This window comes from Kitasatospora phosalacinea (genome assembly GCF_000717185.1).
Classification (GTDB): domain Bacteria; phylum Actinomycetota; class Actinomycetes; order Streptomycetales; family Streptomycetaceae; genus Kitasatospora; species Kitasatospora phosalacinea_A.
In genome coordinates this window covers 1-26,337 of record NZ_JNYE01000107.1, presented here as the reverse complement: position 1 = coordinate 26,337, position 26,337 = coordinate 1, and the positions used below count along the sequence as shown (strand labels likewise).

Genomic DNA, 26,337 nt, shown 5'->3' with positions numbered 1-26,337 from the left:
CCCCCGCACCGCCCCCGCCCCGCCCCGCCCCGGCGCCGCCAGCCGGACCAACGGGACCCTGGAGTCCCCCCGCCTGCCCCCGAGCGCGCCGGAGCCCCGCCGCTCCCCCACCCGGGGGCGCGACGGGGCTCCGTGGCGCGCTGCGGGCCGTCAGGCCCCGCGCAGCACCGCGCCGGTGCGCTCACCGGCCACCGCGACCGCCGACGCACGCGCCGCCGACGCCTCGTCGGCCGTCAGCGTCCGGTCGGTGGCCCGGAAGCGCAGCGTGTACGCCAGCGACTTCTTGCCCGCGCCCGCCTGCTCGCCGGTGAACACGTCGAACAGCCGCAGCGACTCCAGCAGTTCGCCCGCGCCCTCGCGCAGCGCCGCCTCCACGTCCGCGGCGTGCACGGCCGCGTCCACGATCAGCGCCACGTCCTGGGTCGCCACCGGGTAGGCGGAGACCGGCGGGCCGGAGACCCGGCGGCCGTCCTCGAACAGCAGGTCCAGGTCGAGCTCCATCGCGCTGGTGCGCTCCGGCAGGTGCAGCGCCTTGACCACGCGCGGGTGCAGCTCGCCGGCGTGGCCGACGACCTCCTCGCCGACCAGCAGCTCGGCGCAGCGCCCCGGGTGCCACGGCGCGTACTGCGCCTGGCGGACCGTCAGCTCCACGCCCGCGGCGGCGGCGACCACCCGGGCCGCCTCGACGGCGTCCGCCCAGCCGGACGGCGCGCCCTTGCCCCACCAGCCGGACGGCAGCCGCTCGCCGGTCAGCGCGACGGCGACCCGGCGCGGCTGGTCGGGCAGGGCGGCGTCCAGCTCGGCGAGCTGCTCCTCGGTCGGGCGGCGGTCGACCGGCAGCCGCGGCGCGACCTTCGGCTCGGCCTTGGGCAGGAACACCGTGCCGGTCTCGAACAGCGCCAGGTCGGTGTTGCCGCGCCCCACGTTGCGCCGCAGCGCGCCCAGCAGGCCCGGCAGCAGGGTGGTGCGCAGCGCCGGCTCGGCGTCGTTCAGCGGGTTGACCAGCTTGACGGTGCGGCGGCGCGCGTCGTCCGCGTCCAGCCCGAGGCCGTCGAAGGAGGCCTCGCCGACGAACGGGTACGCGTTGATCTCCACGTAGCCCGCGCCGGCCAGCGCCACGCCGACCCGCCGGTGGAAGCGCTGCGCCTCGGACAGGCCGCGCCCGGGCGGGGTGACCGGCATCCGGGCCGGGACGTTGTCGTAGCCCTCCAGCCGGATGACCTCCTCGGCGAGGTCGTACGGGTCGGTCAGGTCGGGCCGCCAGGACGGCGGGGTGACCTCCAGGACGTCGGTGCCGGCGACCGAGCAGCCGACCTCCTGCAGGCGGCGGGTGACGGTCTCGCGGCCGTACTCGGCACCGGCGACCCGGTCGGGCAGGTCCGCGTCGATCGGGATGGTGCGCACCGGGTGCGGGGCCGCGATGTCGGTGACCCCGGCCTCGGCGGTGCCGCCGGCGATCAGCACCAGCAGGTCGACGGCGCGCTGCGCGGCGGCCCGGGCGGCCTCCGGGTCGACGCCGCGCTCGAAGCGCTTGGACGCCTCGGAGGGCAGCTTGTGGCGCTTGGCGGCGCGGGCGATCGCGACCGGCTCGAAGTGCGCGGCCTCGACGATGATGTCGGTGCTGCCGGTGACCAGGCCGGTCTCCGCGTCGACGACCGGGTCGAGGATCTCGGTGGTGGCGCCGCCCATGACGCCGGCCAGGCCGATGGGGCCGGAGTTGTCGCAGATCAGCAGGTCCTCGGCGGACAGCTTGCGCTTGACGCCGTCCAGCGTGGTGAGCTCCTCGCCCGCCACCGCCCGGCGGACCTGGATCGGCCCGTCCACCCGGCTGCGGTCGTAGGCGTGCAGCGGCTGGCCGACCTCCAGCATCACGTAGTTGGTGATGTCGACGGCCAGCGAGATCGGGCGGATCCCGGCCTTCTGCAGGCGGCGCTGCAGCCAGATCGGCGACTTCGCGCCCGGGTCGACGCCGGTGACGGTGCGCGCCACGAAGCGGTCGCAGCCCACCGGGTCGGCGACCTTCACCGGGTAGCCGTACGAGTTGGCCGGCGGCACGTCCAGCAGCGCCGGGTCGGCCAGCGGCAGGCCGTACGCGGCGGCGGCCTCGCGGGCCACGCCGCGCATCGACAGGCAGTAGCCGCGGTCCGGGGTGACCGCGATGTCGAGCACCTCGTCGACCAGCTGCAGCAGTTCGAGGGCGTCGGTGCCGGGCTCGTACTCGGGCGGCAGCACGATGATGCCGCTGTGGTCGTCGCCCATGCCGAGCTCGCGGGCCGAGCAGATCATGCCCGCGGAGGTGTGGCCGTAGGTCTGCCGGGCGGAGATCGGGAACGGGCCGGGCAGCACGCCGCCGGGCAGGATCACCACGACCTTGTCGCCGACCTGGAAGTTGGTGGCGCCGCAGACGATCTCCTGCGGCTCGCCGGTGCCGTTGGCGCTGCCGACGTTCAGGAAGCAGTGCCGGATCGGCTTCTTGAAGCCGGTCAGCTCCTCGATCGAGAGCACCTCGCCGACGACCAGCGGGCCCTTGATGTCGGTGCCGAGCTGCTCGACGGTCTCCACCTCGAGACCCGCGCGGACCAGCCGGGCCGCGACGTCGCGGCCGGTCTCGCCCGCCGGCAGGTCGACGTACTCGCGCAGCCAGGAAAGCGGGACGCGCATCAGATCTCCATCCCGAACGGGAGGGTGAAGCGGACGTCACCCTCGACCATGTCGCGCATGTCGGCGACGTTGTGACGGTTCATCAGGATCCGCTCCAGGCCCAGACCGAAGGCGAATCCGCTGTAGCGGCTCGGGTCGATGCCCGCGGCGACCAGCACCCGCGGGTTGACCACACCACAGCCGCCCAGCTCGATCCAGCCCTCCGAGGAGCAGGTCCGGCACGGGCGGTCGGGGTTGCCCACCGAGGCGCCGCGGCACACGAAGCACTGCAGGTCGATCTCGGCACTGGGCTCGGTGAACGGGAAGTACGAGGGGCGCCAGCGCAGTTCGAGGCCGCCGCCGATCAGCTTCTCCACCAGCACCTCGATGGTGCCCTTGAGGTGGCCGAAGGTGATGCCCTCGTCCACCGCGATCGCCTCGACCTGGCGGAACACCGGGGTGTGGGTGGCGTCCAGCTCGTCGGTGCGGTAGACCCGGCCGGGGCTGACCGCGTACAGCGGCGGCTCGCCGGCCAGCATCGCGCGGATCTGCACCGGCGAGGTCTGGGTGCGCAGCACCATGCCGGAGTCGGCGGTGCCGTCGGGCGCCTCGACGAAGAAGGTGTCCTGCATCGAGCGGGCCGGGTGGTCGGCGTGCAGGTTGAGGGCGTCGAAGTTCAGCCACTCCGCCTCGACCTCGGGGCCGGACGCCACCTGGTAGCCCATCGCGACGAAGGTGTCCTCGATGCGCTCGGCGAGCGTGGTCAGCGGGTGCCGGGCGCCGCGCGGCACCCGGCCGTACGGCAGGGTGACGTCCACCGCCTCCTCGACCAGCACCCGGGCGTCGCGCTCCGCCTCCAGCTCGACCTGGCGCGCGGCCAGGGCCTGGTTGACGGCTCCGCGGGCCTGGCCGATCAGCTTGCCCGCGGCGGCCTTGGCCTGCGGGGGCAGCGCGCCGATCTCGCGGTTGGCGAGCGACAGCGGGGAGCGGTCGCCGGTGTGCGCGACCTTCGCCTGCTTGAGCTCGTCGAGGTCGGCGGCGGCGGCGAAGGCGGCGAGCGCCTCGTCCCGGGCCTGTTCCACCACCTCGGGCTTGAGGGCCTCGACCTCGACCGGGTCGTACGACTTATTGGGTGCCGACATCTCTATCTTTCCCGTGCTCCTGCTCGTGATCAGGTCTGCTGCGTCGCCGGGCGTCCCAGAACGCCAAGGGTCGAGTGTAGTCGCAGGCCGCGACCGCCCCGGGCGGGTGACCGCGCCGCGGGCGGGCTCAGAGCATGAAGTCGGGGACGCCCGCGGGCAGCACGAACCGGAACCGGGCGCCGCCGCCCTCGGCCCGGCTGATCCGGATCACCCCGCCGTGCGCCTCCACGATGCCCTTCACGATGTACAGGCCCAGGCCGGTGCCGCCCCGCCGGGAGCCCCGCCAGAACCGGGTGAACACCCGCGGCATCGCCTCCTCGGGGATGCCCGCGCCCTGGTCGCTGACGGTCACCGCGGTGCCCTCCACCACCCGCGGCGGGATGCCGGGCACCTCCACCAGCTCCTCGGCCGGGCCGACCTCGATGGTCACCGTGCCCTCGCCGTGCCGCACCGCGTTCTCCAGCAGGTTGGCCAGCACCTGGTCGATCTTGTCCGGGTCGCCCCACTGCTCGGCGGGCGGCCCGGCCACCCGGATGTCGAAGCGCTCGGCCGGCGTCCCGGCGGCGACCTTCCCGGCCACGTGCCGGTGCACCGCCGCGGCCAGGTCGATCCGCTGCTTGCGGATCTCCAGCCGACCCGCGTCGATCCGGGAGATGTCCAGCAGTTCGGCGATCAGCCGCACCACCCGGTCGGCGTCCGCGTCGACGGTCTCCAGCATGACGCGCTTCTGCCCGTCGTTGAACCGCTCCCACTTGGCCAGCAGCGTCGCCGTGAAGCCCTTCACGCTGGTCAGCGGCGAGCGCAGCTCGTGCGCGACGGTGGCGATCAGCTCGGCGTGCGAGCGCTCGGTGCGCCGCCGCGCCTCGGTGCCGCGCAGCGTCACCACCACCTGCCGCACCGGCCCGCCGGGCCGCTCGCGCACGTACCGCGCGCAGACCAGCACCTCGCGCCCGTCCAGCAGCAGGTTCCGCTCGGGCTGCCCGGTGCGCACCGCGAGCCCGCCGTACGGGTCGGTGAGCCGCCACCAGCGGCGGCCGTCCAGGTCCTCCAGCGGCAGCGCCCGTTCCAGCTCGACGCCGATCGCGCAGTGCGCCGAGCGGCCGGTGATCCGTTCCGCGGCCCGGTTGAAGACCACCACCCGGCCCCGCCCGTCCGCGACCACCAGTCCGTCCGGCAGGTCGTCAGGTTCGACCGGTGCCCAGTTGACGCCGCCCATGGGTGTCCTCCCCCGCCCGCCCCCTCGCAGGCCCAGGAACCGACCCTAGCGCGCCCGGGCCTCGGCGCGACACCCGCCGCGGGAGCGCTGGGCGCGCGCGGAGGCGTACAGGCACACGGCGGCCGCCGTCGCGAGGTTCAGGCTCTCCGCGTGCCCGTGGATGGGCACCCGCACCACCTCGTCCGCCAGCGCGCGGGTCTCCTCCGGCAGGCCCCAGGCCTCGTTGCCGAACACCCAGGCGCACGGCCCCTGCAGGGTGCCCTCGTCGAGCTCCTGGTCGAGGTCGCGCTCCCCCGCGCCGTCCGCGGCCAGCACCCGCACCCCGGCCTCCCGCAGCCGCGCCACCGCCTCCTCGACCGGCACCCCGGTCGCCACCGGCAAGTGGAACAGGCTCCCGACGGACGCCCGGACCGCCTTCGGGTTGTACGGGTCCACCGAGGCGTCGGTCAGCACCACCGCGTCCGCCCCGGCCGCGTCCGCGGTGCGCAGCACGGTGCCCGCGTTCCCGGGGTCGCGCACGTGCGCGAGCACCGCGACCAGCTTCGGCCGGGCCGCCAGCACCTGCTCGAACGGGGTGTCGATGAAGCGGCACAGCGCCACGACGCCCTGCGGGGTGACGGTGTCGCAGATGTCCGCGACGACCTCCTCGGTGGCGGTCAGCACCGGCCGCCCGGCCGCCCGCGCCGCGGCCACGATGTCGGCGTGCCGCTCGGCGGCCTCCGGCGTCACGTACACCTCGACCACGGCGTGCTCGCCGTCCGGCAGCCGCCCGAACGCCACCGCCTCCCGCACGGCCTGCGGGCCCTCGGCCAGGAAGCGCCGCTCCTTGCCGCGCTGGCTGCGCTTGGCCAGGCGGCGGGCGGCGACGACGCGCGGGGAGCGCAGGGAGGTCAGCAGGGGGGTCTCGGTGCTCATGCTCACGATCTTCGTCACGGAAGGGCGGGTGCGCGATACGCGACGGACCCGCAGGCCGGGCGGCCTGCGGGTCCGGGGAACGCTTTCAGGGCGAGCGCCTGGATCAGGCGGCGACCTTGGGGGCGTTGACGTCCGCCGGGAGCGCCTTCCGGGCGACCTCGACCAGGGCCTGGAACGCCACGGAGTCGTTCACCGCGAGGTCGGCCAGCATCTTGCGGTCGATCTCGACGCCAGCGGCCTTGAGGCCCTGGACGAAACGGTTGTAGGTGATGCCGTTGGCACGGGCAGCGGCGTTGACGCGCTGGATCCAGAGCTGGCGGAAGTCGCCCTTGCGCTTCTTGCGGTCGTTGAAGTTGTAGACCAGCGAGTGGGTGACCTGCTCCTTGGCCTTGCGGTACAGGCGCGAACGCTGACCGCGGTAGCCGGAGGCCCGCTCGAGGATGACCCGGCGCTTCTTGTGGGCGTTCACTGCCCGCTTGACGCGTGCCACTTCATTACTCCTTGGTTCCGGACCTCGGGTCGTGCCGGCGGTCCGTTATTCGATTCGGTCGGGAAGGATCAGCTGGTGCCCGCGACGCTGCCGCGGGCGGGCGATCACTTGCCGAGAAGCTTCTTGATCTTCTTCGCGTCGCCCGGGGCCATCTCGGCGTTGCCGGCCAGCTTGCGGGTCAGCGTCGAGGGCTTGTGCTCGAGCAGGTGGCGACGGCCGGCACGCTCGCGCAGCACCTTCCCGGAGCCAGTGATCTTGAAGCGCTTGCTGGCGCCGCTGTGCGTCTTCTGCTTCGGCATGTCGCCGTTTCTCCTCGTCGGTCCGTTCCGGCCCGCACCGTGCGGTGCGGGCCGGAACTGGATGGATCTCGTCTCCAGGGCGGGACGCCCCGGAACCGGGTGCCTCGGCCCCCGGTCACCTGAACCCTGGGGCTCAGGCGTCCTGGGCGGCCTCGGCGGGCTGCTCGACCTCGGCGTCCTCGGTGGCGACGTCGTCGGCCTCGGCCTCGACGGCCTCGGTCTCCTCGACCTCCGCCACCTCGTCCTCGACGTCCTCGACATCGTCCGCCGCCGGTCCGCGACCCAGCCGCTCCGCCTTGCGGGCGTCAGCGGCGGCGCGGGCCTCGGCCATGGCCTCGGTCTTCTTCTTGTGCGGGCCGAGAACCATGATCATGTTTCGGCCGTCCTGCTTCGGAGCGGACTCCACGAAGCCCAGGTCCTGGACGTCGTCCGCGAGCCGCTGCAGCAGTCGGAAGCCCAGCTCGGGGCGGGACTGCTCACGACCGCGGAACATGATCGTGATCTTGACCTTGTCGCCCTGCTTGAGGAACCGAACGACGTGACCCTTCTTGGTGTCATAGTCGTGCGGGTCGATCTTCGGCCGGAGCTTCATCTCCTTGATGACCGTGTGCGCCTGGTTCTTGCGCGCCTCACGGGCCTTCATCGCCGACTCGTACTTGAACTTGCCGTAGTCCATGAGCTTGCACACCGGCGGGCGCGCCGTGGCAGCGACCTCGACCAGGTCCAGGTCGTACTCCTGGGCAAGCTCCAGCGCCTTCGCGAGCGGGACGATGCCGACCTGCTCGCCGCTGGGACCGACGAGTCGCACCTCGGGGACGCGAATCCGGTCGTTGATGCGGGGCTCGGTGCTGATGGGGCCTCCTCGGTTGCACCTTTTCCGATGCGGCCGTCGGGCGGCGGTCGCACGTAGTGGTATTCGACCACTGGGCGGGGCTTCATTCATGCTCCGCTGCCCGTCGAGGGCACCGAGCGCACGAAAAAAGCCCCGCACGGTACAGGCGGGGCTCCACACGTTCCGGGACGCCCTCACGGGCGCCACTGCCGACGGACACTCCCTCACGGGCGCCCGTCGCGGACCGGACCCGTCGGCCCTTCGGCCGATCAGGTGGGAGACTGTCGCGGTTGCCCTCTCGGGCCTCCTGAGTGGAGCCTCCACTTGCTGGCCGGGCACCCCGAAGGGTCGCCTGGCCGGTCAGTCTCGAATCATACCAGCGTTCCGGCCCCGACCGGTATTCCGACCCCTCCCCGCCCGCCTTGTACGCTCCTTCCGTACCGCGCTCTCGCACCAGCCCCCCGGAGTGACACCTTGACCAGCCAGCCCGACCACTCGCACGAGTCCGACCAGGCCCTCGGCTTCGACGACCTGACCCGCGACATCGCCGAGGTCCCCGCCGTCGAGGTGATCACCACCGTCGCCGTCCACCTGATGAGCGCCGCCGCCGTCAAGTGCGGCCTCGCCGAGGGCGGCGAGGCCGACAAGGACCTCGACGAGGCCCGCAAGCTCATCACCGCCCTGGCCGGCCTGGTCACCGCCGGAGCCCCCGAGATCTCCAACTTCCACGCCGCCCCCCTCCGCGACGGCCTCCGCTCCCTCCAACTCGCCTTCCGCGAAGCCTCCCTCGTCCCCGACGCCCCCGGCACCGGCCCCGGCGAGAAGTTCACCGGCCCCGTCTACTCCTGACCCCCGCCCCGCCGGGGGCGCGGGGAACCGCGCGCAGCGGGAGGCACCCACGCGGAAGCCGCCCGACCGAGAGACCCCTCCCGGCGGGCGGCTTCCGCCGTTCGCTACGCGCTCACGCGTCGTACTCGTCCAGCGGCGGGCACGAGCACACCAGGTTCCGGTCGCCGTACGCCCCGTCGATCCGTCGCACCGGCGGCCAGTACTTGTCCGCCGGGTTGACGCCCGCCGGGAAGACCGCCTCCTCGCGGCTGTACGGGTGCGCCCACTCGCCGGCCAGCATCGACGCGGTGTGCGGGGCGTTGCGCAGCGGGTTGTCGTCGGCGGCCCACTCGCCCGCGCCGACCTTCTCGATCTCGCCGCGGATCGCGATCATCGCCTCGCAGAAGCGGTCGATCTCGTGCAGGTCCTCGGACTCGGTCGGCTCGATCATCAGCGTCCCGGCGACCGGGAACGACATGGTCGGCGCGTGGAAGCCGTAGTCGATGAGCCGCTTGGCGATGTCGTCGACGCTGACGCCGGTCTCCTTGCTGAGCGGCCGCAGGTCGATGATGCACTCGTGCGCGACCAGCCCGCCGGGGCCGGTGTAGAGCACGGGGTAGTGCGGGGCGAGCCGCTTGGCGATGTAGTTGGCGTTCAGCACGGCCACCTGGGTGGCGCGCTTCAGCCCTTCGCCGCCCATCAGCCGGACGTACGACCAGGAGATCGGCAGGATCGCCGCCGAGCCCCAGGGCGCGGCCGAGATCGGTCCGACGCCGGTCGCGGGGCCGGCCTCGGCCTGCAGCGGGTGGTTGGGCAGGTACGGCGCGAGGTGCGAGCGCACCGCGACCGGGCCGACGCCGGGGCCGCCGCCGCCGTGCGGGATGCAGAAGGTCTTGTGCAGGTTGAGGTGGGAGACGTCCGCCCCGAACTTGCCGGGCTTGGCGAGGCCGACCAGCGCGTTGAGGTTGGCGCCGTCGACGTACACCTGGCCGCCGGCCTCGTGGACGAGCTCGCAGATCCGGGTGATCTCGGTCTCGAACACGCCGTGGGTGGACGGGTAGGTGACCATCAGCACGGAGAGCTGCTCGCGGTGCTGCTCGATCTTGGCCTTCAGGTCCTCGACGTCGACGTCGCCGTCGGTGAGCGTCTTGACCACGACGACCCGCATGCCGGCCATCGCCGCCGAGGCCGCGTTGGTGCCGTGCGCGGACGACGGGATCAGGCAGACGTCGCGCTGGAGGTCGCCGTTGGCCCGGTGGTAGGCCCGCACCGCGAGCAGCCCGGCCAGCTCGCCCTGCGAGCCCGCGTTCGGCTGGATCGACACGGCGTCGTAGCCGGTGACCTCCACCAGCTGCTGCTCCAGCCCGCGGATCAGCGTCAGGTACCCGGCCGCCTGCTCCACCGGCGCGAACGGGTGCAGCTGCCCGAACTCGGGCCAGGTGACCGGCTCCATCTCGGTGGTCGCGTTGAGCTTCATGGTGCAGGAGCCCAGCGGGATCATGCCGCGGTCGAGCGCGTAGTCGCGGTCGGAGAGGCGGCGCAGGTAGCGCAGCATCGCGGTCTCGGAGCGGTGGCTGTGGAAGACCGGGTGGGTGAGGTACTCGTCCTCGCGCAGCAGCCCGGCGGGCAGCGCGTCCGCGTCCTCGGCGATCTCCGCGCCCTCGACGCCGAACGCGGCGAACACGGCCGCCAGGTGCTCGCGGGTGGTGGTCTCGTCGCAGGAGACCGAGACCCGGTCGCCGTCGGCCCCGTGCACGTTGACGCCGCCGGCCAGCGCCGCGGCGACGACCTCGTCGGCCCGGCCGGGGACGACCGCGGTCACGGTGTCGAAGAAGGCGTCGTGGGCGAGCTCGACGCCGCCCGCGCGCAGGCCCGCGGCGAGCGCGGCGGCGTAGCGGTGGGTGCGGCGGGCGATGTCGGCGAGGCCGTCGGGGCCGTGGTAGACGGCGTACATGGAGGCCATCACGGCGAGCAGCACCTGCGCGGTGCAGATGTTGGAGGTGGCCTTCTCGCGGCGGATGTGCTGCTCGCGGGTCTGCAGGGCGAGCCGGTAGGCGCGGTTGCCGTCGGCGTCGACGGAGACGCCGACCAGGCGGCCGGGCAGGTTGCGGGCGTACTCGGCGCGGACGGCGAGGTAGCCGGCGTGCGGGCCGCCGAAGCCCATCGGGACGCCGAAGCGCTGCGAGGTGCCGCAGGCGATGTCGGCGCCGAGCTCGCCGGGCGAGCGCAGCAGGGTGAGGGCGAGCAGGTCGGCGGCGACGGCGACGACGGCGCCGAGCCCGTGGGCCTGGTCGATGACGGCCTTCAGGTCCCGGACCGCGCCGGAGGCGCCCGGGTACTGGAGCAGCACGCCGAAGACGCCGCGCTCGGCGATCTCGGCGGGGATGCCGTCGGAGAGGTCGGCGGTGACGACCTCGACGCCGGTCGGTTCGGCGCGGGTCTCGATCACGGCGAGGGTCTGCGGCAGGGTGTCCGCGTCGACCAGGAAGACGCCGGCCTTGTTCTTGGTGACGCGCCGGGCCAGGGCCATCGCCTCGGCGGCGGCGGTGCCCTCGTCGAGCAGCGAGGAGCCGGAGGTGTCCAGGCCGGTCAGGTCCGCGACGACGGTCTGGAAGTTGAGCAGCGCCTCCAGGCGGCCCTGCGAGATCTCCGGCTGGTACGGGGTGTAGGCGGTGTACCAGGCCGGGTTCTCCAGCACGTTGCGCAGGATGACCGGCGGGGTGAAGGTGCCGTAGTAGCCGAGGCCGATCATCGAGGTGAGGACCTGGTTGCGGTCGGCCAGCTCGCGCAGTTCGGCGAGCACCTGGGCCTCGCTGCGGCCCGCGGGCAGGCCGAGCGCGGTGAGGCTGCGGATGGCGTCGGGGACGGCGGCGTCGGACAGCTCGTCCAGGGAGGCGTAGCCGACCTGGGCCAGCATCTTCTGCTGGGCGTCGCTGTCGGGGCCGATGTGGCGGTGCTCGAAGGGGCTGGCCTGCTCAAGGTCGCTGAGCGTCGGCTGGGCGTTCATGGGGGTCGGGCCTCCTGGTCGCGGACCGGCGGTGGTACGCACGCCGACCGACTGCCGTGGAAGCCGGGCGGGCGGGCGAACCCGTCAGCCTCCCCCTCTGTCATCGGTACCTGAGAGCTTCACGCGCCCGGGCCGGGGCCCGGACGGCTTGCACCGTCGGCGAGGGCGGGTCCGACCGGCTCCGGTGCCGACGGTCCTGCCCTGCTTTCCAGAGTGACCTGTTCTCGCTCGGTACGGATGCCTGAGAGATTCCGGGGAGGGGTTGCTCCTTCGGCGTCCCGCATCCCCTGTTCGGCGGGGTCGGGACTCTCCCGAGCGGGCTCGGCGGTCGCCTCCGAGGTTACCAGCGCGGGCCCTTCCGATCACCGGTGCGGCCCTGTGATCTGCCCCGGACGGCGGTGTCCGGAGTGCCGCCGTCCGTTACGTGCCGTTTGGTGTGAAGTGGCGGCCCGGCACGCTCCTCCGGCCGCCTCCCGCAACAGACCCTTAGGAGCAGCAGGACTGGAGGACAGCGTGCAGACCGATATCGATCCGCGCGACCTGATCGGACACAAGGCGGTCGACCGGAACGGTGACAAGATCGGCACGGTCGACGAGGTGTACCTGGACGACGCCACCGGCGAACCGGAGTGGGCGGCCGTCCGCACGGGGATCTTCGGCCGGGACGCCTTCGTCCCGCTGACCACCAGCGAGTTCGCGGGCGACGAGCTGCGCGTCCCGTACGACAAGTCGCTGATCAAGGAGTCCCCGGACTTCGGCGTGGGCCAGCACCTCTCCCCGGCGCAGGAGCTGCAGCTGTACCGCTACTACGGGCTGGACACCGGCGGCGACGCCGGTTCGGGACCCGCGGAGAAGGCGGCGGCCGGGACGGCGGCGGCGGGGGCGGCCGCGAAGGAGCACCCGCGTCAGGAGCCCGCGGCGGACCGGGACTTCGGCACCGTCGCCTCCAGCCCCAGCCCCAGCCCGGCCCCGGCACCCGCCCCGGCACCTGCGCCCGCGCCGATGCCCGCCGCCGCTCCGGTCGCCGCCGCGGCCGCCGCGCCCGCGGCCTTCTCGGCGGCACGGACCGAACCGGCGGCGCAGCAGCACCAGTCGGCCCCGGCGGAGCGCACGGCGGAGCACCCGGGCGGGGCGCAGCCGACCGCGCCGGTGGAGATCACCTGCCGGGAGGAGCGGATCGACATCACCACCGAGTGGCACGCGGTGGGCACCACCCGGCTGCGCAAGTACGTGACCACCGAGCAGGTGGAGCGCCGGGTGCCGGTGGTGCGCGAGCGGGTGCGGGTGGAGCGGATCCCGGTGTCGGACGCGGAGCGGGCGGCGCTGAGCGAGCAGGAGATCGCCGAGGCGGTCGAGGAGGTCACGCTGCGCGAGGAGCGTCCGGTGGTGCGCAAGTACCTGGCGCCGATCGAGCGGGTGCGCCTGGTGGTGGAGCGGTACACCGAGGAGGAGGTGGTCCGCGAGGAGCTGCGCCGCGAGCAGGTGGAGGTGCACGACGCGGCCGCCGGCGGCGGGGACGGCGAGGCGCCGCAGCAGCGCCAGCCGTGGAACGCGCAGCCGCAGTCGCCGACGACGGCGAAGCCGCAGCCGTCCGCCGCGGGCGGCGGTGCGGAGCACGCCCGTCCGGAGCCGCTGCGCTCCTGACGGCCCGCCGGTCGCCCCGGCCCCGACCCCGGCCCCGGTCCGCTCCGGCGGGCCGGGGCCCGCGCTTTGCCAAAGCTTCACCAATCGATATTTGACAGGGTGAAGCATCTCCCGACATGGTTACTTCAGTTCCTGCACTATCGCCTGTCTGAAGCAACCTGTCGGAGGAGTCCCCGTGAGTGAGGCACCACAGCCCACCCCCACGGCCGCCAAGCCCACCAGCGCCCGGGTCCTGCCCGCCCTGATCCTGGCCATGCTGGCCTTCAGCGTGGTGCAGACCGCGGTCGTCCCGATCCTCCCGGGCCTGGCCCGCGAGCTGGACGTCTCGGGCTCCAGCATCACCTGGCTGATGACCGCCAACCTGCTCTCCGCCGCGGTCCTCACCCCGCTGCTCGGCCGCTTCGGCGACCTGCGCGGGCGCAAGCCCATGCTGCTGGTCTCGCTGGCCGGCCTGGTCCTCGGCTCCGCCCTCGCCGTCTGCACCCACTCCTTCACCTGGCTGCTGGTGGCCCGGGTGCTGCAGGGCGCGGGCGGCGGCGTGCTGCCGCTGGCGATCAGCATCGTCCGCGACGAGCTGCCCCGGCACAAGGTCACCGGCGGCGTCGCCGCGATCTCCGCCTCGATGGGTGTCGGCTCCGGCCTCGGCCTGGTCGCCACCGGCCTGCTGCTGGAGCACTGGAGCTACAAGTCGATCTTCTGGATGGGCCTGCTCTTCGGCCTGATCGCGGTCGCCCTGGTGGTCCTGCGGGTGCCGACCGACCCGGTCACCGACAAGGAGGGCGGTGCCGACCCGCTCGGCGCGCTCACCCTGGCCGGCTGGCTGTCCGCCCTGCTGGTCGCCGTCAGCCAGGGCAACCACTGGGGCTGGACCTCCAACCGCACCCTCGGCCTGTTCGCCGTCGCCGCCGTGGTCGCCCTGCTCTGGGTCCTCGTCGAGTCCAAGGTCACCCACCCGCTGGTCGACCTGTCGATGATGGCCCGCCCCGCCGTCGCCTTCACCAACCTCTCCGGCCTGCTGATCGGCTTCGGCATGTACGGCTCGTTCATGGTGATCAGCAACTTCGCGCAGACCCCGGAGCAGCTCACCCACTACGGCTTCACCGCCACCGTCCTGCACGCCGGCGTCATGCTGCTGCCCTCCGCGATCGGCTCGATGGTCGCCGCCCCGCTCGGCGCCCTGCTGATCGCCCGCCGCGGCCCCCGCCTCCCGCTGGTCCTCGGCGGCCTGCTCGGTGCCGTCTCGATGGCCTACCTGGCGCTGCGCCACGGCGCCGAGTTCGACCTCTACTTCTCCTCCGCGGTCTTCGGCCTCGGCGTCGGCCTCGCCTACGCGGCGATGCCCGCCTACATCAACGGCGCCGTCCCCGCCGAGCAGTCCGGCATCGCCAACGGCATGAACGCCGTGCTGCGCACCGTCGGCGGCGCGGTCGGCACCGCCGTGATGAGCGCGATCCTCACCGGCGACACCCTCAAGCTGCCGCTCCCCGTGCAGCTGCCGACCGAGAACGCCTACCAGAACGCCTTCTGGGTGGCCGGCGCGATGTGCCTGGTCGCCGCCGCCGTCCCGTTCGCCATCCGCGCCGCCGGGCCCGCCCCCGCCACCCCCGCCGAGCGGCCCGCCCCGGCCCTCACCAAGACCGACGCCTGACCGGGCGTCCCCCTCGCGTCCTGGACACACGCGAGCAGTGAACGGGCCCCCGCGCCAAGGGCATCGGCGCGGGGGCCCGTCCCTTTCCCTGCTCCCCCGCCTCTTCCCCGCTCCCCCTCCTCCTTCTCCCCGCCAGGGGCGCGGGGAACTGCGCGCCCAGCCACCCACACTGCCCCGCAGCCGCTCCCCTGCCCCTCGCCCCCGCCCACCAGCGGCACCCTCACCCCGCCGGAGGCCTGAGCGGCAGCGCCCCCGAAGCCTCCAACTCCCCGTCCCCCACCGCGAACGTCCGCACCCGCCCCACCCCCGAGTACGGCGTCTCGAAGCGCACCGTCACCCGCCCGACCCCGCTGCCCTGCACCCAGCCGGGCCCGAACTCGCGGTGCGTCACGTCCTGCCCGGGCCACCACCGCCGGGCCGCCGGGTCGACCACGACCGCCTCCGCGACCGCCTCCTCGGCGACCACCGCCGCCGCCCCCGGGCCCGCCTCCCGTTCCTCCCGCTCCAGTTGGGCGAACAGGTCCTCCTGGGCGAAGTCCGCGAGCTGCGCGACGCCCACGCCCAGCAGCCGCACCCCGCCCGTGACGTCGACCTGCGTCGCCAGCCGCCGCGCCGTCGCGACGATCACCTCCGCGTCGTCCGTCGGCCCGCGCAGCGTCTCGGAGCGGGTCAGCGTGGAGAAGTCGAAGCGGCGGACCTTCAGCACCACCGTCCGCCCGGAGCGCCCGGCCGCCCGCAGCCGCCGCACGCAGCGCGCGGCCAGCTGCTCGATCTCGTGCAGGATGCGGTCCCGGTCGGCGAGGTCGACCTCGAAGGTATCCTCCACCGACACCGACTTGGCGTCCCGGTCCGGCACCACCGGCCGCTCGTCCCAGCCGAGCGCCATCTGGAACACGCCCGCGCCGTGCGCCTTCCCCAGCAGGGCGACCAGCTCCTCGAACCCGGCCTCCGCGAGGTCCGCCACCGTGGTCAACCCGGCCCGGCGCAGCGCCTGTTCGGTGGCGGGGCCGATCCCGGGCAGCGCGCGCACCGGCATCGGGGCCAGCACCGCCCGCTCGGAGCCGGGCTCGATCAGCACCAGCCCGTCCGGCTTGGCCTGCTCGGAGGCGATCTTGGCCATCAGCTTGGACCCGGCGACGCCGACGGACGCGGTCAGCCCGGTGCGCTCCACGATGTCGGCCCGCAGGTCCTCGGCCAGGGCCAGCACCAGCTGCGCCCCCTCCGCGGGCGTGGCCGCGGCGGCCAGCGCGGGCCCGTACGGCCCGGCCTCCAGGTCGACGAAGGCCTCGTCCAGGCTGAGCGGCTCGACCAGCGGGGAGCGCTCCCGCAGCAGGCCCATGACGATCTCGCTGTTGGCCCGGTAGGCGTCGAACCGCCCGGTCAGGAAGGCCGCGTTCGGGCACAGCCGGCGGGCCTGCGCCATCGGCATCGCCGAGTGCACGCCGAACCTGCGCGCCTCGTAGGAGGCGGTGGAGACCACGCCGCGCCCGCCGAGGCCGCCGACGATGACGGGCTTGCCGCGCAGGCTCGGCTTGGACGCCTGCTCCACCGCGGCGAAGAAGGCGTCCATGTCGAGGTGGATGATGCTCGGCACGGTCCGCACCGCCCGATCATCCCGCGCCGCACCGACAATCCCCGGTTCAGCCGCCCGCGCCCGCCCGATCCGCGTCCGCGAGCGCCCGCGCCACCCCGTCCTCCCGCGGCCCCAGCGTCGGGTCCGGCCGCAGCAGCACGCTCAGCGCCGCCTTCATCGCACTGCCGACCTCCCGCGCCTCGCCGTACTTCCAGGTGGTGTCGTGCCACTCCTCCACCCCGACCCCGTACGCGTCGATCCCGGCCGCCCCGCACAGCGCCAGCGCCCGCCGGAGGTGGAAGGTCTGGCTGACCAGCAGCGCCCGGTCCACGCCGAAGATCCGGTGCGCCCGGCTGCACGAGTCCCAGGTGTCGAAGCCCGCGTAGTCGCCGACCACCCGCACCGCGGGCACCCCGCGCTCGATCAGGTAGGCCCGCATCGCGTCGGTCTCGTCGTACTGGACGGTGCCGTTGTCGCCGGTCACCAGGATCGCCCGGACCTTGTGCGCCCGGTACAGCTCCAGCGCCGCGTCCAGCCGGTGCGCCAGGTACGGGGAGGGCGCCCCGTCCACCAGCCCGGCACCGAACACCACCGCGACGGGGGCCTCGGGCGCGCTCGCCACCGTGCCGACCTCCGCGGACTCGGCGACGTGCAGCCAGGCGTTCGGCGCCAGCACCAGCGCGGAGCCCAGCACCACCGCCTGGAACCAGCGGCGCTGCCGCCGCCGGCCCACCGGCCGCACCGCGCGCCACGCCGCCCGGACCCGCCGCCCCGCGCACCTGAAGATCGTCGCCACACCGGCCAGGACGAACGGGCCCCGCCCGCCGGTTCCCCGCCCCGGGGGGCCCGGGCCTCAGACCGCGCGGTTGCGGCGCTGCGCCAGCTCGTCGCCCGGGTCGTGGCCGACCAGCGTCTCGCCGGTGTCGGTGCGCTCGCCGTGCAGTCGGCCCAGCATGGCCTCCAGCTCCTGCCAGACCGCGCCGACCGCGATGCCGAACACGCCCTGCCCGCCGTTCAGCAGGTCGACCACCTGCTGCGGCGAGGTGCACTCGTAGACCGTCGCGCCGTCGCACATCAGGGTCAGCCCGGTCAGCCCCGCCTGGTCGGCGGACTGCAGGTGGGTGACGGCCACCCGGATGTTCTGCAGCGACACGCCCGCGTCGAGCAGCCGCTTGACGATTTTCAGCAGCAGAATGTCCCGGAAGCTGTACAGCCGCTGCGCCCCGGCCGGGTACGCGGAGCGCACCGAGGGCTCCAGCAGGCCGGTGCGCGCCCAGTAGTCGAGCTGCCGGTAGGTGATGCCCGCGGCGGCGCAGGCCGTCGGCCCGCGGTAGCCGACCAGGGCGGACGTCGGGGCGAGCCGCTCGATCGCGGGCTGCCCGGGCTGGACGGCCGGGAAGCGGCCGAGCCGCGGCAGTTCCTCCGCCTCGGGCTCGGGCCGCCAGGGCCGCCCGATCAGGGGCCGGCCGGCCCGCGGCACGTGCACCGCGCACAGCGCCCCGGAACGCGTCTCGTCGCCGGTGCCGCTCATCGCCAACCTCCGTCCATTCCGCCCGAGGCCCCACGGGACCCGCAGGGGCCCTAGCCGGGCCCCGGGCTGCGGGTGGCCCGTCCGGCGGGCCATCACCTGACGGTAGGCAGTCGCCCGAGCACCGTCAACGATCGCCACGCCGGGGGCTTCCACAAACTTCACCCCATCGAGTGGTTATTCGTGCCCCATGTGCGGGTAGCAGAACGGATTTCCAGCCCAACCGAGTTGCGACCCGCCGCCGAGCGGGCTAGCGCACCGGCCACCGTCCGGGCCCCCGCCCGGTCACGGCGAGCCACGGCCGCACCCGGCCCCGGGAGCCCCGGAACTACTGCGGGCCGCCGCCGAAGTCCTCCGGCGAGACCTGGTCCAGGAACTCCCGGAACTTCTCGACCTCGTCCTCCTGCTCGTCCGGGATCGAGATGCCGGCCTCCGCCAGCACCTCCTCGCTCCCGTAGATCGGCGTACCGGTGCGCAGCGCCAGCGCTATCGCGTCCGAGGGGCGCGCGCTCACCTCGACACCACCGGCGAACACCAGCTCCGCGTAGAACACCCCGTCCCGGAGGTCGTTGATCCGCACCTCGGTCAGCTGCTGCCCGAGCGCGCCCAGCACGTCCTTGAACAGGTCGTGCGTCAGCGGCCGCACCGGGGTCATGCCCTGCTGGGCGAAGGCGATCGCGGTCGCCTCGCCCGGCCCGATCCAGATCGGCAGGTAGCGGTCACCGCCGACCTCCCGCAGCAGCACGATCGGCTGGTTTGAGGGCATCTCCACCCGGACACCCACGACGTCGAGCTCATTCACACCAGCAACCCTATGGCGCGCGCCCCCGATAGGAAAGCGCAGCAGGCAGCGGCCGCCGCGATCGGGACGCCCGCCCGCCCGGCCGCCACCCGCTGCTCAGGACCGGGCCCGCAGCCCCGCCTGCACCATCGCCGCGTGCAACCGCACCGCCAGGGTGGCCAGTTCCCGCGCCGTCGCCTCCGCGTGCGCCCGGGTCTGCGGGTTGCGGTGCCGCCGCAGCGGCGCCACCACCTGCTCCACCAGCGCCACCTCGCGCTCGGCCGCCGCCTTCATCGCCCGCAGGTGCCGCGGCTCCAGGCCGAACCGGCCCAACTCCGCCACCAGCCGCGCGATCTGCAGCGCCTCGCCGTCGTACCCGCCGTCCGGGCCCGGCTGCACCAGCCCGTACGACTCCCACTCGACGAGTTCGCGCTCCTGCGCCTCGGCCGCCGCGATCAGCTCGGCCCGGCCCAGCCGCACCCCGCCCGCCACCGCGGCCGCGGCCGCCAGCTCCCGGTCCGCCTCCTCCATCGGCCCCGGACGGGCCTCCGCCCCCGGCAGCGCCGGGGGCTGCTCGCCGCGCTCGATCGCGTCCAGGTGCTCGCGGATCACCCGCAGCGGCAGGTAGTGGTCGCGCTGCATCCGCAGCACGTACGCCAGGCGCTCCACGTCCGCCGCCGAGAACTTCCGGTAGCCGGACGGGGTGCGCTGCGGCTCGACCAGGCCCTCCGCCTCCAGGAAGCGGATCTTGGAGATCGTCACCTCCGGGAAGTCGTCCCGCAGGAAGGCCAGCACCGCGCCGATCGACAGCAGCTCGTCACCCCGCCGGCGCGCCTCGCCCGTGCGGCGCGAGGCCGGCACGGGCGAGGACCCGAGGGACGGGGTCGGAATCTGTGGGGTCACTCGGGCTCCAAACGGAGAAGTGGTCAGTACCCCCGGTGGTGGCTGGCGAAGAACACCAGCCGGTACTTCCCGATCTGCACCTCGTCGCCGTTGCTGAGCAGCACCTCGTCGATCCGCTCCCGGTTCACGTAGGTGCCGTTCAGGCTGCCCACGTCCGCGACCGAGAAGCCGCCGTCGTGCTGCCGACGGAACTCCACGTGCCGACGCGACACCGTCACGTCGTCCAGGAAGATGTCGCCCTGCGGGTGCCGCCCCGCCGTGGTCACGTCCGAGTCCAGCAGGAACCGGCTGCCCGAGTTCGGGCCGCGCTGCACGATCAGCAGCGCCGAACCCGGCGGCAGCGCGTCGATCGCCGCCATCACCTCGGCCGACAGTGCCGGAGTGGCACCCGTCGAGGTCGCCGTCGGGTCGTACGACTCGATGCCGGAGATCGAGATGGTCGAGGTGGTCTCCACCGCGCCCTCAGCGAAACCGCCACGCAGCTGGGTGCCGCAGTTCGAGCAGAACCGGGCCTGCGCCGGGTTCTGGTTCCCGCACCGCGGGCACGGACTGGTGCCAGCCATGTTCACAGCCTCCTGGCGCGGCACACCCGACTGGACGTGCCCGGCATAGGGGTCCGGGGCAAACCCTCCACCGGAGGTTGAGGGTCCTGCCGGGAAACCTATGCGCGGCCCGCCCGCCGAATCAACCGACGCGCCGTACGCCGCGTCGAACTGCCCGGTCGGGATGCCCGCGCCCTGGGTCACGTCGTCCCGGTACATCGGACGCTGCCCCTCCGGCGCCGGACGCATCGACGGCACCCCGCCGTCCTCCTGCCGGTAGCGGGCGGTCGGCGCCTCTGCCGCCTTCTTGTTGCGGCCGAAAAGCTTCGAGAAAAAACTCACGGGCGAATCCCCTTGCGTGTGACAGAACCGCCCGCGGGGCAGGGTTCAAGGCTCGGTGTGGCGGTGGGACCGGCATCGGACCGGAGACTGACGAACGGTAAGACCCAGTGTCGCCGACCCGCCGCGGAAACCCACCACCGGGGGCTGCCCGCAGCTGACGAACCGTACGGAGCGCGCCCCGTCACTTCGCCGCCGGCTTGCCGTACTGCAACGGCTTCGGCGTGGCCAACGCGTCCACCAGCACCTTCTGCTGCTGGACGATGGTCGCCTGCGCCTGATGGTTCTCCAGGCTGCGCACCACGCCACCGGGGATGTTCAGCGCCGGAGTCAGGTCCTGCGGGTTGCCCACCACGGTGAAGCGGAAGGGCTGCGAGACGTCCTTGCCGTCGATCCGCACACCGTTCTCCGACGAGTTGTCGGTGAAGTAGGTTCCGGCCACCACGCGCACGTCGTTGATCTGAATCGCCTCCGCCCCCGCTGCTCGGAGTTCCTGCAGGGTGTCCAGCAGCATATCGGCCTTCACCTGCCCTTGGGGATCATCGATCGTCAGCACGATCCCCGGGCCGGTCGCCTGCTCCGTCCCGGCCAGCACGCCCAGCTCGGCCGCCTTCTTCCGGGTCTGCTCCTGGGCCTCCTTCGCCTGGTTCGAGGAGTTCTCCAGCTGCGCCAGCGACTGCTCCAGCTGCGTCTTCTCCGACTGGAGACGCTGCTGCTTGCCGTCCAGTTCGTCGAGGATCCGCACCAGGTCCTCCTGCCGGGCCCCGCGCAGCTCGCTGTGGTCGTTGGTCGAACGGACCTGGATCGCCAGCGCCAGTCCCAGCGCGAACAGCAGCAGCGCCACCACCAGCTGGCCCCGCGACACCCGCGGCGGCCACAGCGCCGCCATCAGCCGCGTCCGCCCGTCCGACGGCAGCCGCACCGGCTCCCGCGGCACGGCCGCCACCGCCGACGGCTCCCCGGCCCCGGACGCCTCCTCCGTCGCCGCCGCCTCGGCCCCCTCGGCCGCGCTCCCGGGCTCCCCGGCCGCCCGCGGCTCCGCCTCCCGCTCCCGCGGCTCCTTCTCCTCGCTCACAGCCGCTCCCTACGCCCTGAACACGTGCCGACGGATCGCCGCCGCGTTCGAGAAGATCCGGATGCCCAGCACCACCACCACGCCGGTGGACAGCTGCGACCCCACGCCCAACTGGTCGCCCAGGAAGACGATCAGCGCCGCCACCACGACGTTCGACAGGAAGGACACCACGAAGACCTTGTCGTCGAAGATCCCGTCCAGCATCGCCCGCACGCCGCCGAACACCGCGTCCAGCGCCGCCACCACCGCGATCGGCAGGTAGGGCACCACCGCGTTCGGCACCTCCGGCTGCACGAACACGCCGACGATCACGCCGATCACCAGACCCAGTACGGCAATCACGGTGTAGCAGCTCCTGTTCCGGTGGGGGTGGAAGTGGACTTCGCGGTCGACCGCGCGGACTTCGACGGCGTCCCGCTCCTGGCCGCGCCCGGCGAACCGGACGACGACGGCGGGGGCGGGGGCGACGGGGACGGGCTCGGCGACGGCTCCGCGGACGGTTCCGGCCCGGCCACCCGGAGCGTCACGCCCACGGCGGCCGGCAGGGTCAGCGACTTCTGCGTCGACAGCGTCGAACGGATCCCGTAGCTGTCCTGGATGATCTTCAGGTAGCGGCCGCCCTCGTTGTCCTGGAAGGCCTGCGACAGCCGCGGGCCGTCCCCGATCGCCAGCACCGTGTACGGCGGCACCAGCGGCCGGTTGTCGACCAGGATCGCGTCGCCCGCCGCCCGGATCGCCGACAGCGCGGTCAGCCGCTGCCCGTTCACGGAGACCGCCTCCGCCCCGGCCAGCCACAGGCCGTTCACCGCGTACTGCAGGTCGTGGTCCTTGACCCGCCCGTTCTTGCCGTAGCCGCCGCCGTTGCGCGGATCGCTGACGTTGCCGCCCGAACCGCTGCCGGACGCGTCGTCGATCACCAGCTTGACGCCCGGCCCGGTGATCGCCCCCGTCCCGGTCCGCGCCGCCAGCACCGCCGCCCCGCCGTCGTCCCCGGTCTGCAGCGCCGCCTCCTGGGCCCGCTCGACCTCGTCGCGGTCCTCCTCGACCTGCCGCTGCAGGGCGTCCACCGCCGCATTGGCCTCGTTGACCCGGCTGACCAGGGCGTCCCGCTCCTTCGCCAGGACGGGCGCCGCCGCGTGCGTGTTCACCGCCCCGACCGTCACCACGACCGTCGCCAGCGCCAGCCCCAGGGCCAGCACCATCCGGCCCTTGGCCGTCGTCGGCAGCCGCGAACTGCCCTCCGCCCCGCGCGCCCGGGCCGCCTCCGCGTAACCGTCGTCGAGCGAGTGCTCCATGACCGTGGTCAGCAGGGACATCGAGGCGTCCGGACGGCGGAAGCGCCCCTCCGGGTCACTCGGTGTCGGCGTTGCTGGCATGCGGCACATCGTTTCACGACCACGAGGTGCCCCACGACCAGCTCCCGGCCCCGCAGGAGGGTTTCGGCACAGGATCGTGACAAACGCCCGGTGGGGGCGGCCCCGAAGGCCGCCCCCACCGGATCTCCCCTTGACTACTTGCCCACTTGTCTACTTACCTCTACTCGCCTCTCACTTGCCGGCGCCGTCCACGACCGCGGCCCACTCGTCGAGCAACCGCTCGGTCGCCTCGTCGTCCGGGCCCTCCGCCCACAGGTGCGTGACGGCCTCCGCCGGGTCCGGCAGGACCAGCGTCCACCGGCCGTCCGGCTCGACCACCCGCACGCCGTCAGTGGTGTCCAGCTTCCGGTTCCCGGCCGCCTCCACCACCGAGCGCATCACCATGCCCTTGGCGGCCCACGGCGTCGCGATGTCCCGCTTCTGGATGTGCGCCTGCGGGATCCGCGCGTCGATCTGGCTCAGCGTCAGCTGCGTCCGCGCCACCAGACCGACCAGCCGCACGAACGCCGCCGCCCCGTCCAGCACCCCGGAGAACTCGGGCACCACGAACCCGCCGCGCCCGTCCCCGCCGAAGACCGTGCCGTCCGCCGCCGCGGCCTTCGCCAGGTCGTCCGGCGAGGTCGTCGTCCAGATCACCTGGGTGCCGTGGTACGCCGCCACCTGCTCGGCGATCCGCGTCGTCGTCACCGGCAGCGCCACCTGCCCGGAACGGCGCTCGGCCGCCACCAGGTCCAGCAGCACCAGCAGCGCCCGGTCGTCCTGGATCACCCGACCGAGCTCGTCCACGAAGGACACCCGCTCACCCACCGGATCGAACCGCACCCCGAACGCCGCCTGCGAGGACGCCACCAGCTCGCCCAGCCTCGCCAGCGCCGCCCGCCGCTCCTCCGCACCCTCGGTCGGCCGCGCCTCGTCCAGCCCGCCGGCCACCGTCAGCGTCTCCACCCCGAGCCGCCCCAGGATGCTCGGCAGCACCAGCCCGGCACTGCCGTGCGCCGCGTCCACCACGACCTTCAGCCCGGCCTCCCGCACCCCCGAGGTGTCCACCGCCCGCAACAGGTTCGTCGCGTACGAGTCGAACACGCTCGCCGGGTGCAGCAGGTCGCCGATCTCGCCAGGGAACGCCCGCCGGAACTCCTGCCGCGAGTACACCCGGTCCAGCTTCCGCTGCCCGGCCTGCGACAGGTCCGCCCCGCGCTCGTCGAAGAACAGGATGTCCAGCGAGTCCGGCACCCCCGGCGTGGTCCGCAGGAAGATCCCGCCCGCACTCCCCCGCGCCGTGGCCTGCCGCGCCACCGGCATCGGCACGTTCTCCAGGTCGCGGACGTCGATCGCACTGGTCTGCAGCGCCGAGATCATCGCCCGCTTCAACGCCCGCGCACCACGCGAGTGGTCACGCGCGATGGTGACCGTCGCGCCCTTCTTCAAGGTGGTCGCGTACGCCCCCGCCAGCCGCACGGCCAGCTCCGGCGTGATCTCCACGTTCAGGATCCCCGACACGCCCCGCACCCCGAACAGGTGCTCCTGGCCGCGGGACTCCCAGATCACCGAGGTGTTGACGAACGCGCCGGCCTCGATCGTCTTGAACGGGTAGACCCGGACGTTGCCCGCGATGATCGACTCCTCGCCGATCAGGCACTCGTCACCGATCACCGCCCCCTCGTCGATCCGCGCGGCCCGCATCACGTCGGTGTTCTTCCCGACCACGCACCCGCGCAGGTTGCTCTGCGGCCCCACGTACACGTTGTCGTGCACCACGGCCTTGTGCAGGAACGCCCCGCGCTTCACGACCACGTTCGACCCCAGCACGGTGTGCTCGCGCAGCTCCACGCCGGCCTCGACCTTGGCGTAGTCGCCGATGTACAGCGGCCCGCGCAGCACCGCCTCCGGGTCCACCTCCGCACCCTCGGCCACCCACACGCCGGGCGAGATCTCGAACCCGTCCAGCTCGACCTGGACCTTCCCCTCCAGGACGTCCGCCTGGGCCTTCAGGTAGCTCTCGTGCGTGCCCACGTCCTCCCAGTAGCCCTCGGCGACGTAGCCGAACACCGGCTTGCCCTCCTTGAGCAACTGCGGGAACACGTCGCTCGACCAGTCGACCGACTCGCCGGCCGCCACGTAGTCGAAGACCTCCGGCTCCATCACGTAGATGCCGGTGTTCACGGTGTCCGAGAACACCTGCCCCCAGGTCGGCTTCTCCAGGAAGCGCTCGACCTTGCCCTCGTCGTCCGTGATGGTGATGCCGAATTCCAGCGGGTTCGGCACCCGGGTCAGGCACACCGTCACCAGCGCGCCCTTCTCCCGGTGAAAGGCAATCAGGTCGGAAAGGTCGAAGTCCGTCAGCGCGTCGCCGGAGATCACCAGAAACGAATCGTCCCGCAGCGCGTCCTCGGCGTTCTTCACGCTGCCCGCCGTCCCCAGCGGTGTTTCCTCGTTGGCATAGGTGAGGTGCATGCCCAGTTCCTCACCGTCACCGAAGTAGTTCTTCACCAACGACGCCAAGAACTGCACGGTCACCACGGTGTCGTTGAGGCCGTGTCGCCTCAGCAGCCGCAGCACGTGCTCCATGATCGGCCGATTGGCCACGGGCAGCAGCGGCTTGGGCATGCTGGAAGTCATGGGGCGGAGTCGAGTGCCCTCCCCGCCCGCCATCACAACGGCTTTCATTACGGGTGCGTCCTCCTTCGCGGTGGTGAACCCCTGCGGGTCCATCAAACCGGTCCGACGCATCCCTACCCGGAAGAAAACGTCCGACTCACCGTGGAGGCCGTGTAAAACATCTCAGGCTGATCTCAAACGGCAGCCGAACGCTCCACCTGCAGGATCTGCCGGGCCTGCACCGCATACAGGGCACCGGCCCACCAGTACAACGTCGTCCCCCACCAGATGAACGCCCAACTCACCACTCCCGCAACCCGGTGCACCCACCCCTCGCCCACCCCCAGCAACAGGAGCGGAAACGCGTACATCAGATTGAACGTCGCCGCCTTCCCCAGGAAACTCACGTTCAACGGCCCGTAACCCGCCCGGTTGAGCCGCAACAGCACCACCCCGACGAACGCCTCCCGCGCCACCAGCAACGCCGTCAACCACCACGGCAGGATCTCCCGCCAGGTCAACCCCACCAACGTCGACACGATGTACAACCGGTCCGCAGCCGGGTCCAACAACTGCCCCAGCCGGCTGATCTGCCCCCACCGCCGGGCCAGCTTCCCGTCCAGGTAGTCACTGACCCCGCTCAACATCAGGACGACGATCGCCCACCCGTCGTTCTTCGGCCCCCCGAAGACCGGCCACAGCACCAACCACAGAAAGATCGGCACGCCCACCAGCCGAGCCATGCTCAACAGGTTCGGGATCGTGAGGACCCGGTCGGTCTGAACTCGCGTCTCCTGGACCTCCACGGTGCGGAGCCTCCTGTACTAACCACCGACAACTGTGCGAGACTGACCCTACAACAAGAAAGCCCCCTGACATCCCGTCAGGGGGCTTTCCCACAATGATTGTTCGGCGGCGTCCTACTCTCCCACAGGGTCCCCCCTGCAGTACCATCGGCGCT

At 73.0% G+C, this 26,337-nt stretch carries 22 protein-coding genes and 1 riboswitch; of the genes, 3 read left to right on the top strand and 19 right to left on the bottom strand.

Annotated features, from left to right (window positions below; genetic code table 11):
• Positions 1-150: 150 nt before the first annotated feature.
• The 7 genes from pheT to infC all read right to left on the bottom strand — a co-directional run bounded on the left by pheT (position 151) and on the right by infC (position 7,555).
• Positions 151-2,661, bottom strand: coding sequence for a phenylalanine--tRNA ligase subunit beta (pheT, locus tag OO57_RS32240; protein WP_033256288.1), 2,511 nt, complete (start codon positions 2,659-2,661; stop codon positions 151-153).
• A complete protein-coding gene (gene pheS, locus OO57_RS32235) occupies positions 2,661-3,782 on the bottom strand; it encodes a phenylalanine--tRNA ligase subunit alpha (RefSeq protein WP_014134664.1) in 1,122 nt (373 codons plus the stop codon). The genes pheT and pheS overlap by 1 nt, the downstream gene beginning before the upstream one ends.
• Before the next feature lie 127 nt (positions 3,783-3,909).
• Positions 3,910-4,998, bottom strand: a complete 1,089-nt coding sequence (locus tag OO57_RS32230; RefSeq protein WP_051778529.1) for a sensor histidine kinase — start codon at positions 4,996-4,998, stop codon at positions 3,910-3,912.
• Positions 4,999-5,043: 45 nt separating this feature from the next.
• Positions 5,044-5,913, bottom strand: coding sequence for a TrmH family RNA methyltransferase (locus tag OO57_RS32225; RefSeq protein ID WP_033256286.1), 870 nt, complete (start codon positions 5,911-5,913; stop codon positions 5,044-5,046).
• Between the two features lie 103 nt (positions 5,914-6,016).
• Positions 6,017-6,403 (bottom strand): 50S ribosomal protein L20, encoded by a 387-nt coding sequence (rplT, locus tag OO57_RS32220; protein ID WP_033256285.1) that lies wholly within the window; start codon positions 6,401-6,403, stop codon positions 6,017-6,019.
• Between the two features lie 104 nt (positions 6,404-6,507).
• Positions 6,508-6,702, bottom strand: a complete 195-nt coding sequence (gene rpmI, locus OO57_RS32215; protein WP_030268653.1) for a 50S ribosomal protein L35 — start codon at positions 6,700-6,702, stop codon at positions 6,508-6,510.
• Between the two features lie 133 nt (positions 6,703-6,835).
• Entirely contained in the window at positions 6,836-7,555 is a 720-nt protein-coding gene (gene infC, locus OO57_RS32210; protein WP_033256292.1) for a translation initiation factor IF-3, read from the bottom strand.
• A gap of 453 nt (positions 7,556-8,008) precedes the next feature.
• Here infC and OO57_RS32205 point away from each other — a divergent pair, with 453 nt between their 5' ends.
• Entirely contained in the window at positions 8,009-8,383 is a 375-nt protein-coding gene (locus tag OO57_RS32205; protein WP_033256284.1) for a DUF1844 domain-containing protein, read from the top strand.
• A gap of 112 nt (positions 8,384-8,495) precedes the next feature.
• On the opposite strand, the gene gcvP is transcribed toward OO57_RS32205, so the two are convergent.
• Positions 8,496-11,369: an aminomethyl-transferring glycine dehydrogenase gene (gene gcvP / locus OO57_RS32200; RefSeq protein WP_033256283.1), complete on the bottom strand. Its 2,874-nt coding sequence runs from the start codon at positions 11,367-11,369 to the stop codon at positions 8,496-8,498.
• A gap of 219 nt (positions 11,370-11,588) precedes the next feature.
• Positions 11,589-11,693: riboswitch (glycine riboswitch) on the bottom strand.
• A gap of 189 nt (positions 11,694-11,882) precedes the next feature.
• Here gcvP and OO57_RS40490 point away from each other — a divergent pair.
• Entirely contained in the window at positions 11,883-13,013 is a 1,131-nt protein-coding gene (locus tag OO57_RS40490) for a PRC and DUF2382 domain-containing protein (protein WP_063737682.1), read from the top strand.
• 175 nt (positions 13,014-13,188) lie between these two features.
• On the top strand, positions 13,189-14,661 hold the full coding sequence (locus OO57_RS32190; RefSeq protein WP_033256282.1) for an MFS transporter: 1,473 nt from the start codon (positions 13,189-13,191) through the stop codon (positions 14,659-14,661).
• Positions 14,662-14,881: 220 nt separating this feature from the next.
• Here OO57_RS32190 and OO57_RS32185 read toward each other — a convergent pair whose 3' ends face one another.
• The 11 genes from OO57_RS32185 to OO57_RS32135 all read right to left on the bottom strand — a co-directional run bounded on the left by OO57_RS32185 (position 14,882) and on the right by OO57_RS32135 (position 26,182).
• Complete coding sequence (locus OO57_RS32185; RefSeq protein WP_033256281.1) at positions 14,882-16,264, bottom strand: DNA polymerase IV; 1,383 nt, start codon at positions 16,262-16,264, stop codon at positions 14,882-14,884.
• A 37-nt stretch (positions 16,265-16,301) separates the two neighbouring features.
• On the bottom strand, positions 16,302-17,030 hold the full coding sequence (locus OO57_RS32180) for a SanA/YdcF family protein (RefSeq protein ID WP_081974114.1): 729 nt from the start codon (positions 17,028-17,030) through the stop codon (positions 16,302-16,304).
• A gap of 57 nt (positions 17,031-17,087) precedes the next feature.
• Positions 17,088-17,765 (bottom strand): MerR family transcriptional regulator, encoded by a 678-nt coding sequence (locus OO57_RS32175; protein ID WP_033256279.1) that lies wholly within the window; start codon positions 17,763-17,765, stop codon positions 17,088-17,090.
• A 325-nt stretch (positions 17,766-18,090) separates the two neighbouring features.
• Positions 18,091-18,564, bottom strand: coding sequence for a bifunctional nuclease family protein (locus OO57_RS32170; RefSeq protein ID WP_030463664.1), 474 nt, complete (start codon positions 18,562-18,564; stop codon positions 18,091-18,093).
• Positions 18,565-18,660: 96 nt separating this feature from the next.
• Positions 18,661-19,404, bottom strand: coding sequence for a MerR family transcriptional regulator (locus OO57_RS32165; RefSeq protein WP_051778528.1), 744 nt, complete (start codon positions 19,402-19,404; stop codon positions 18,661-18,663).
• Between the two features lie 65 nt (positions 19,405-19,469).
• Positions 19,470-20,009, bottom strand: coding sequence for an FHA domain-containing protein (locus tag OO57_RS47270; RefSeq protein WP_033256278.1), 540 nt, complete (start codon positions 20,007-20,009; stop codon positions 19,470-19,472).
• A gap of 502 nt (positions 20,010-20,511) precedes the next feature.
• Entirely contained in the window at positions 20,512-21,402 is an 891-nt protein-coding gene (locus OO57_RS32155; RefSeq protein WP_033256277.1) for a DUF881 domain-containing protein, read from the bottom strand.
• Positions 21,403-21,411: 9 nt separating this feature from the next.
• Positions 21,412-21,744 (bottom strand): small basic family protein, encoded by a 333-nt coding sequence (locus tag OO57_RS32150; protein WP_030463668.1) that lies wholly within the window; start codon positions 21,742-21,744, stop codon positions 21,412-21,414.
• Positions 21,741-22,787 (bottom strand): DUF881 domain-containing protein, encoded by a 1,047-nt coding sequence (locus OO57_RS32145; protein ID WP_051778527.1) that lies wholly within the window; start codon positions 22,785-22,787, stop codon positions 21,741-21,743. Before OO57_RS32145 ends, OO57_RS32150 begins: the two co-directional genes overlap by 4 nt.
• Before the next feature lie 162 nt (positions 22,788-22,949).
• Complete coding sequence (locus OO57_RS32140; protein WP_033256276.1) at positions 22,950-25,445, bottom strand: mannose-1-phosphate guanyltransferase; 2,496 nt, start codon at positions 25,443-25,445, stop codon at positions 22,950-22,952.
• Positions 25,446-25,570: 125 nt separating this feature from the next.
• On the bottom strand, positions 25,571-26,182 hold the full coding sequence (locus OO57_RS32135; protein WP_033256275.1) for a CDP-alcohol phosphatidyltransferase family protein: 612 nt from the start codon (positions 26,180-26,182) through the stop codon (positions 25,571-25,573).
• Positions 26,183-26,337: the final 155 nt, after the last annotated feature.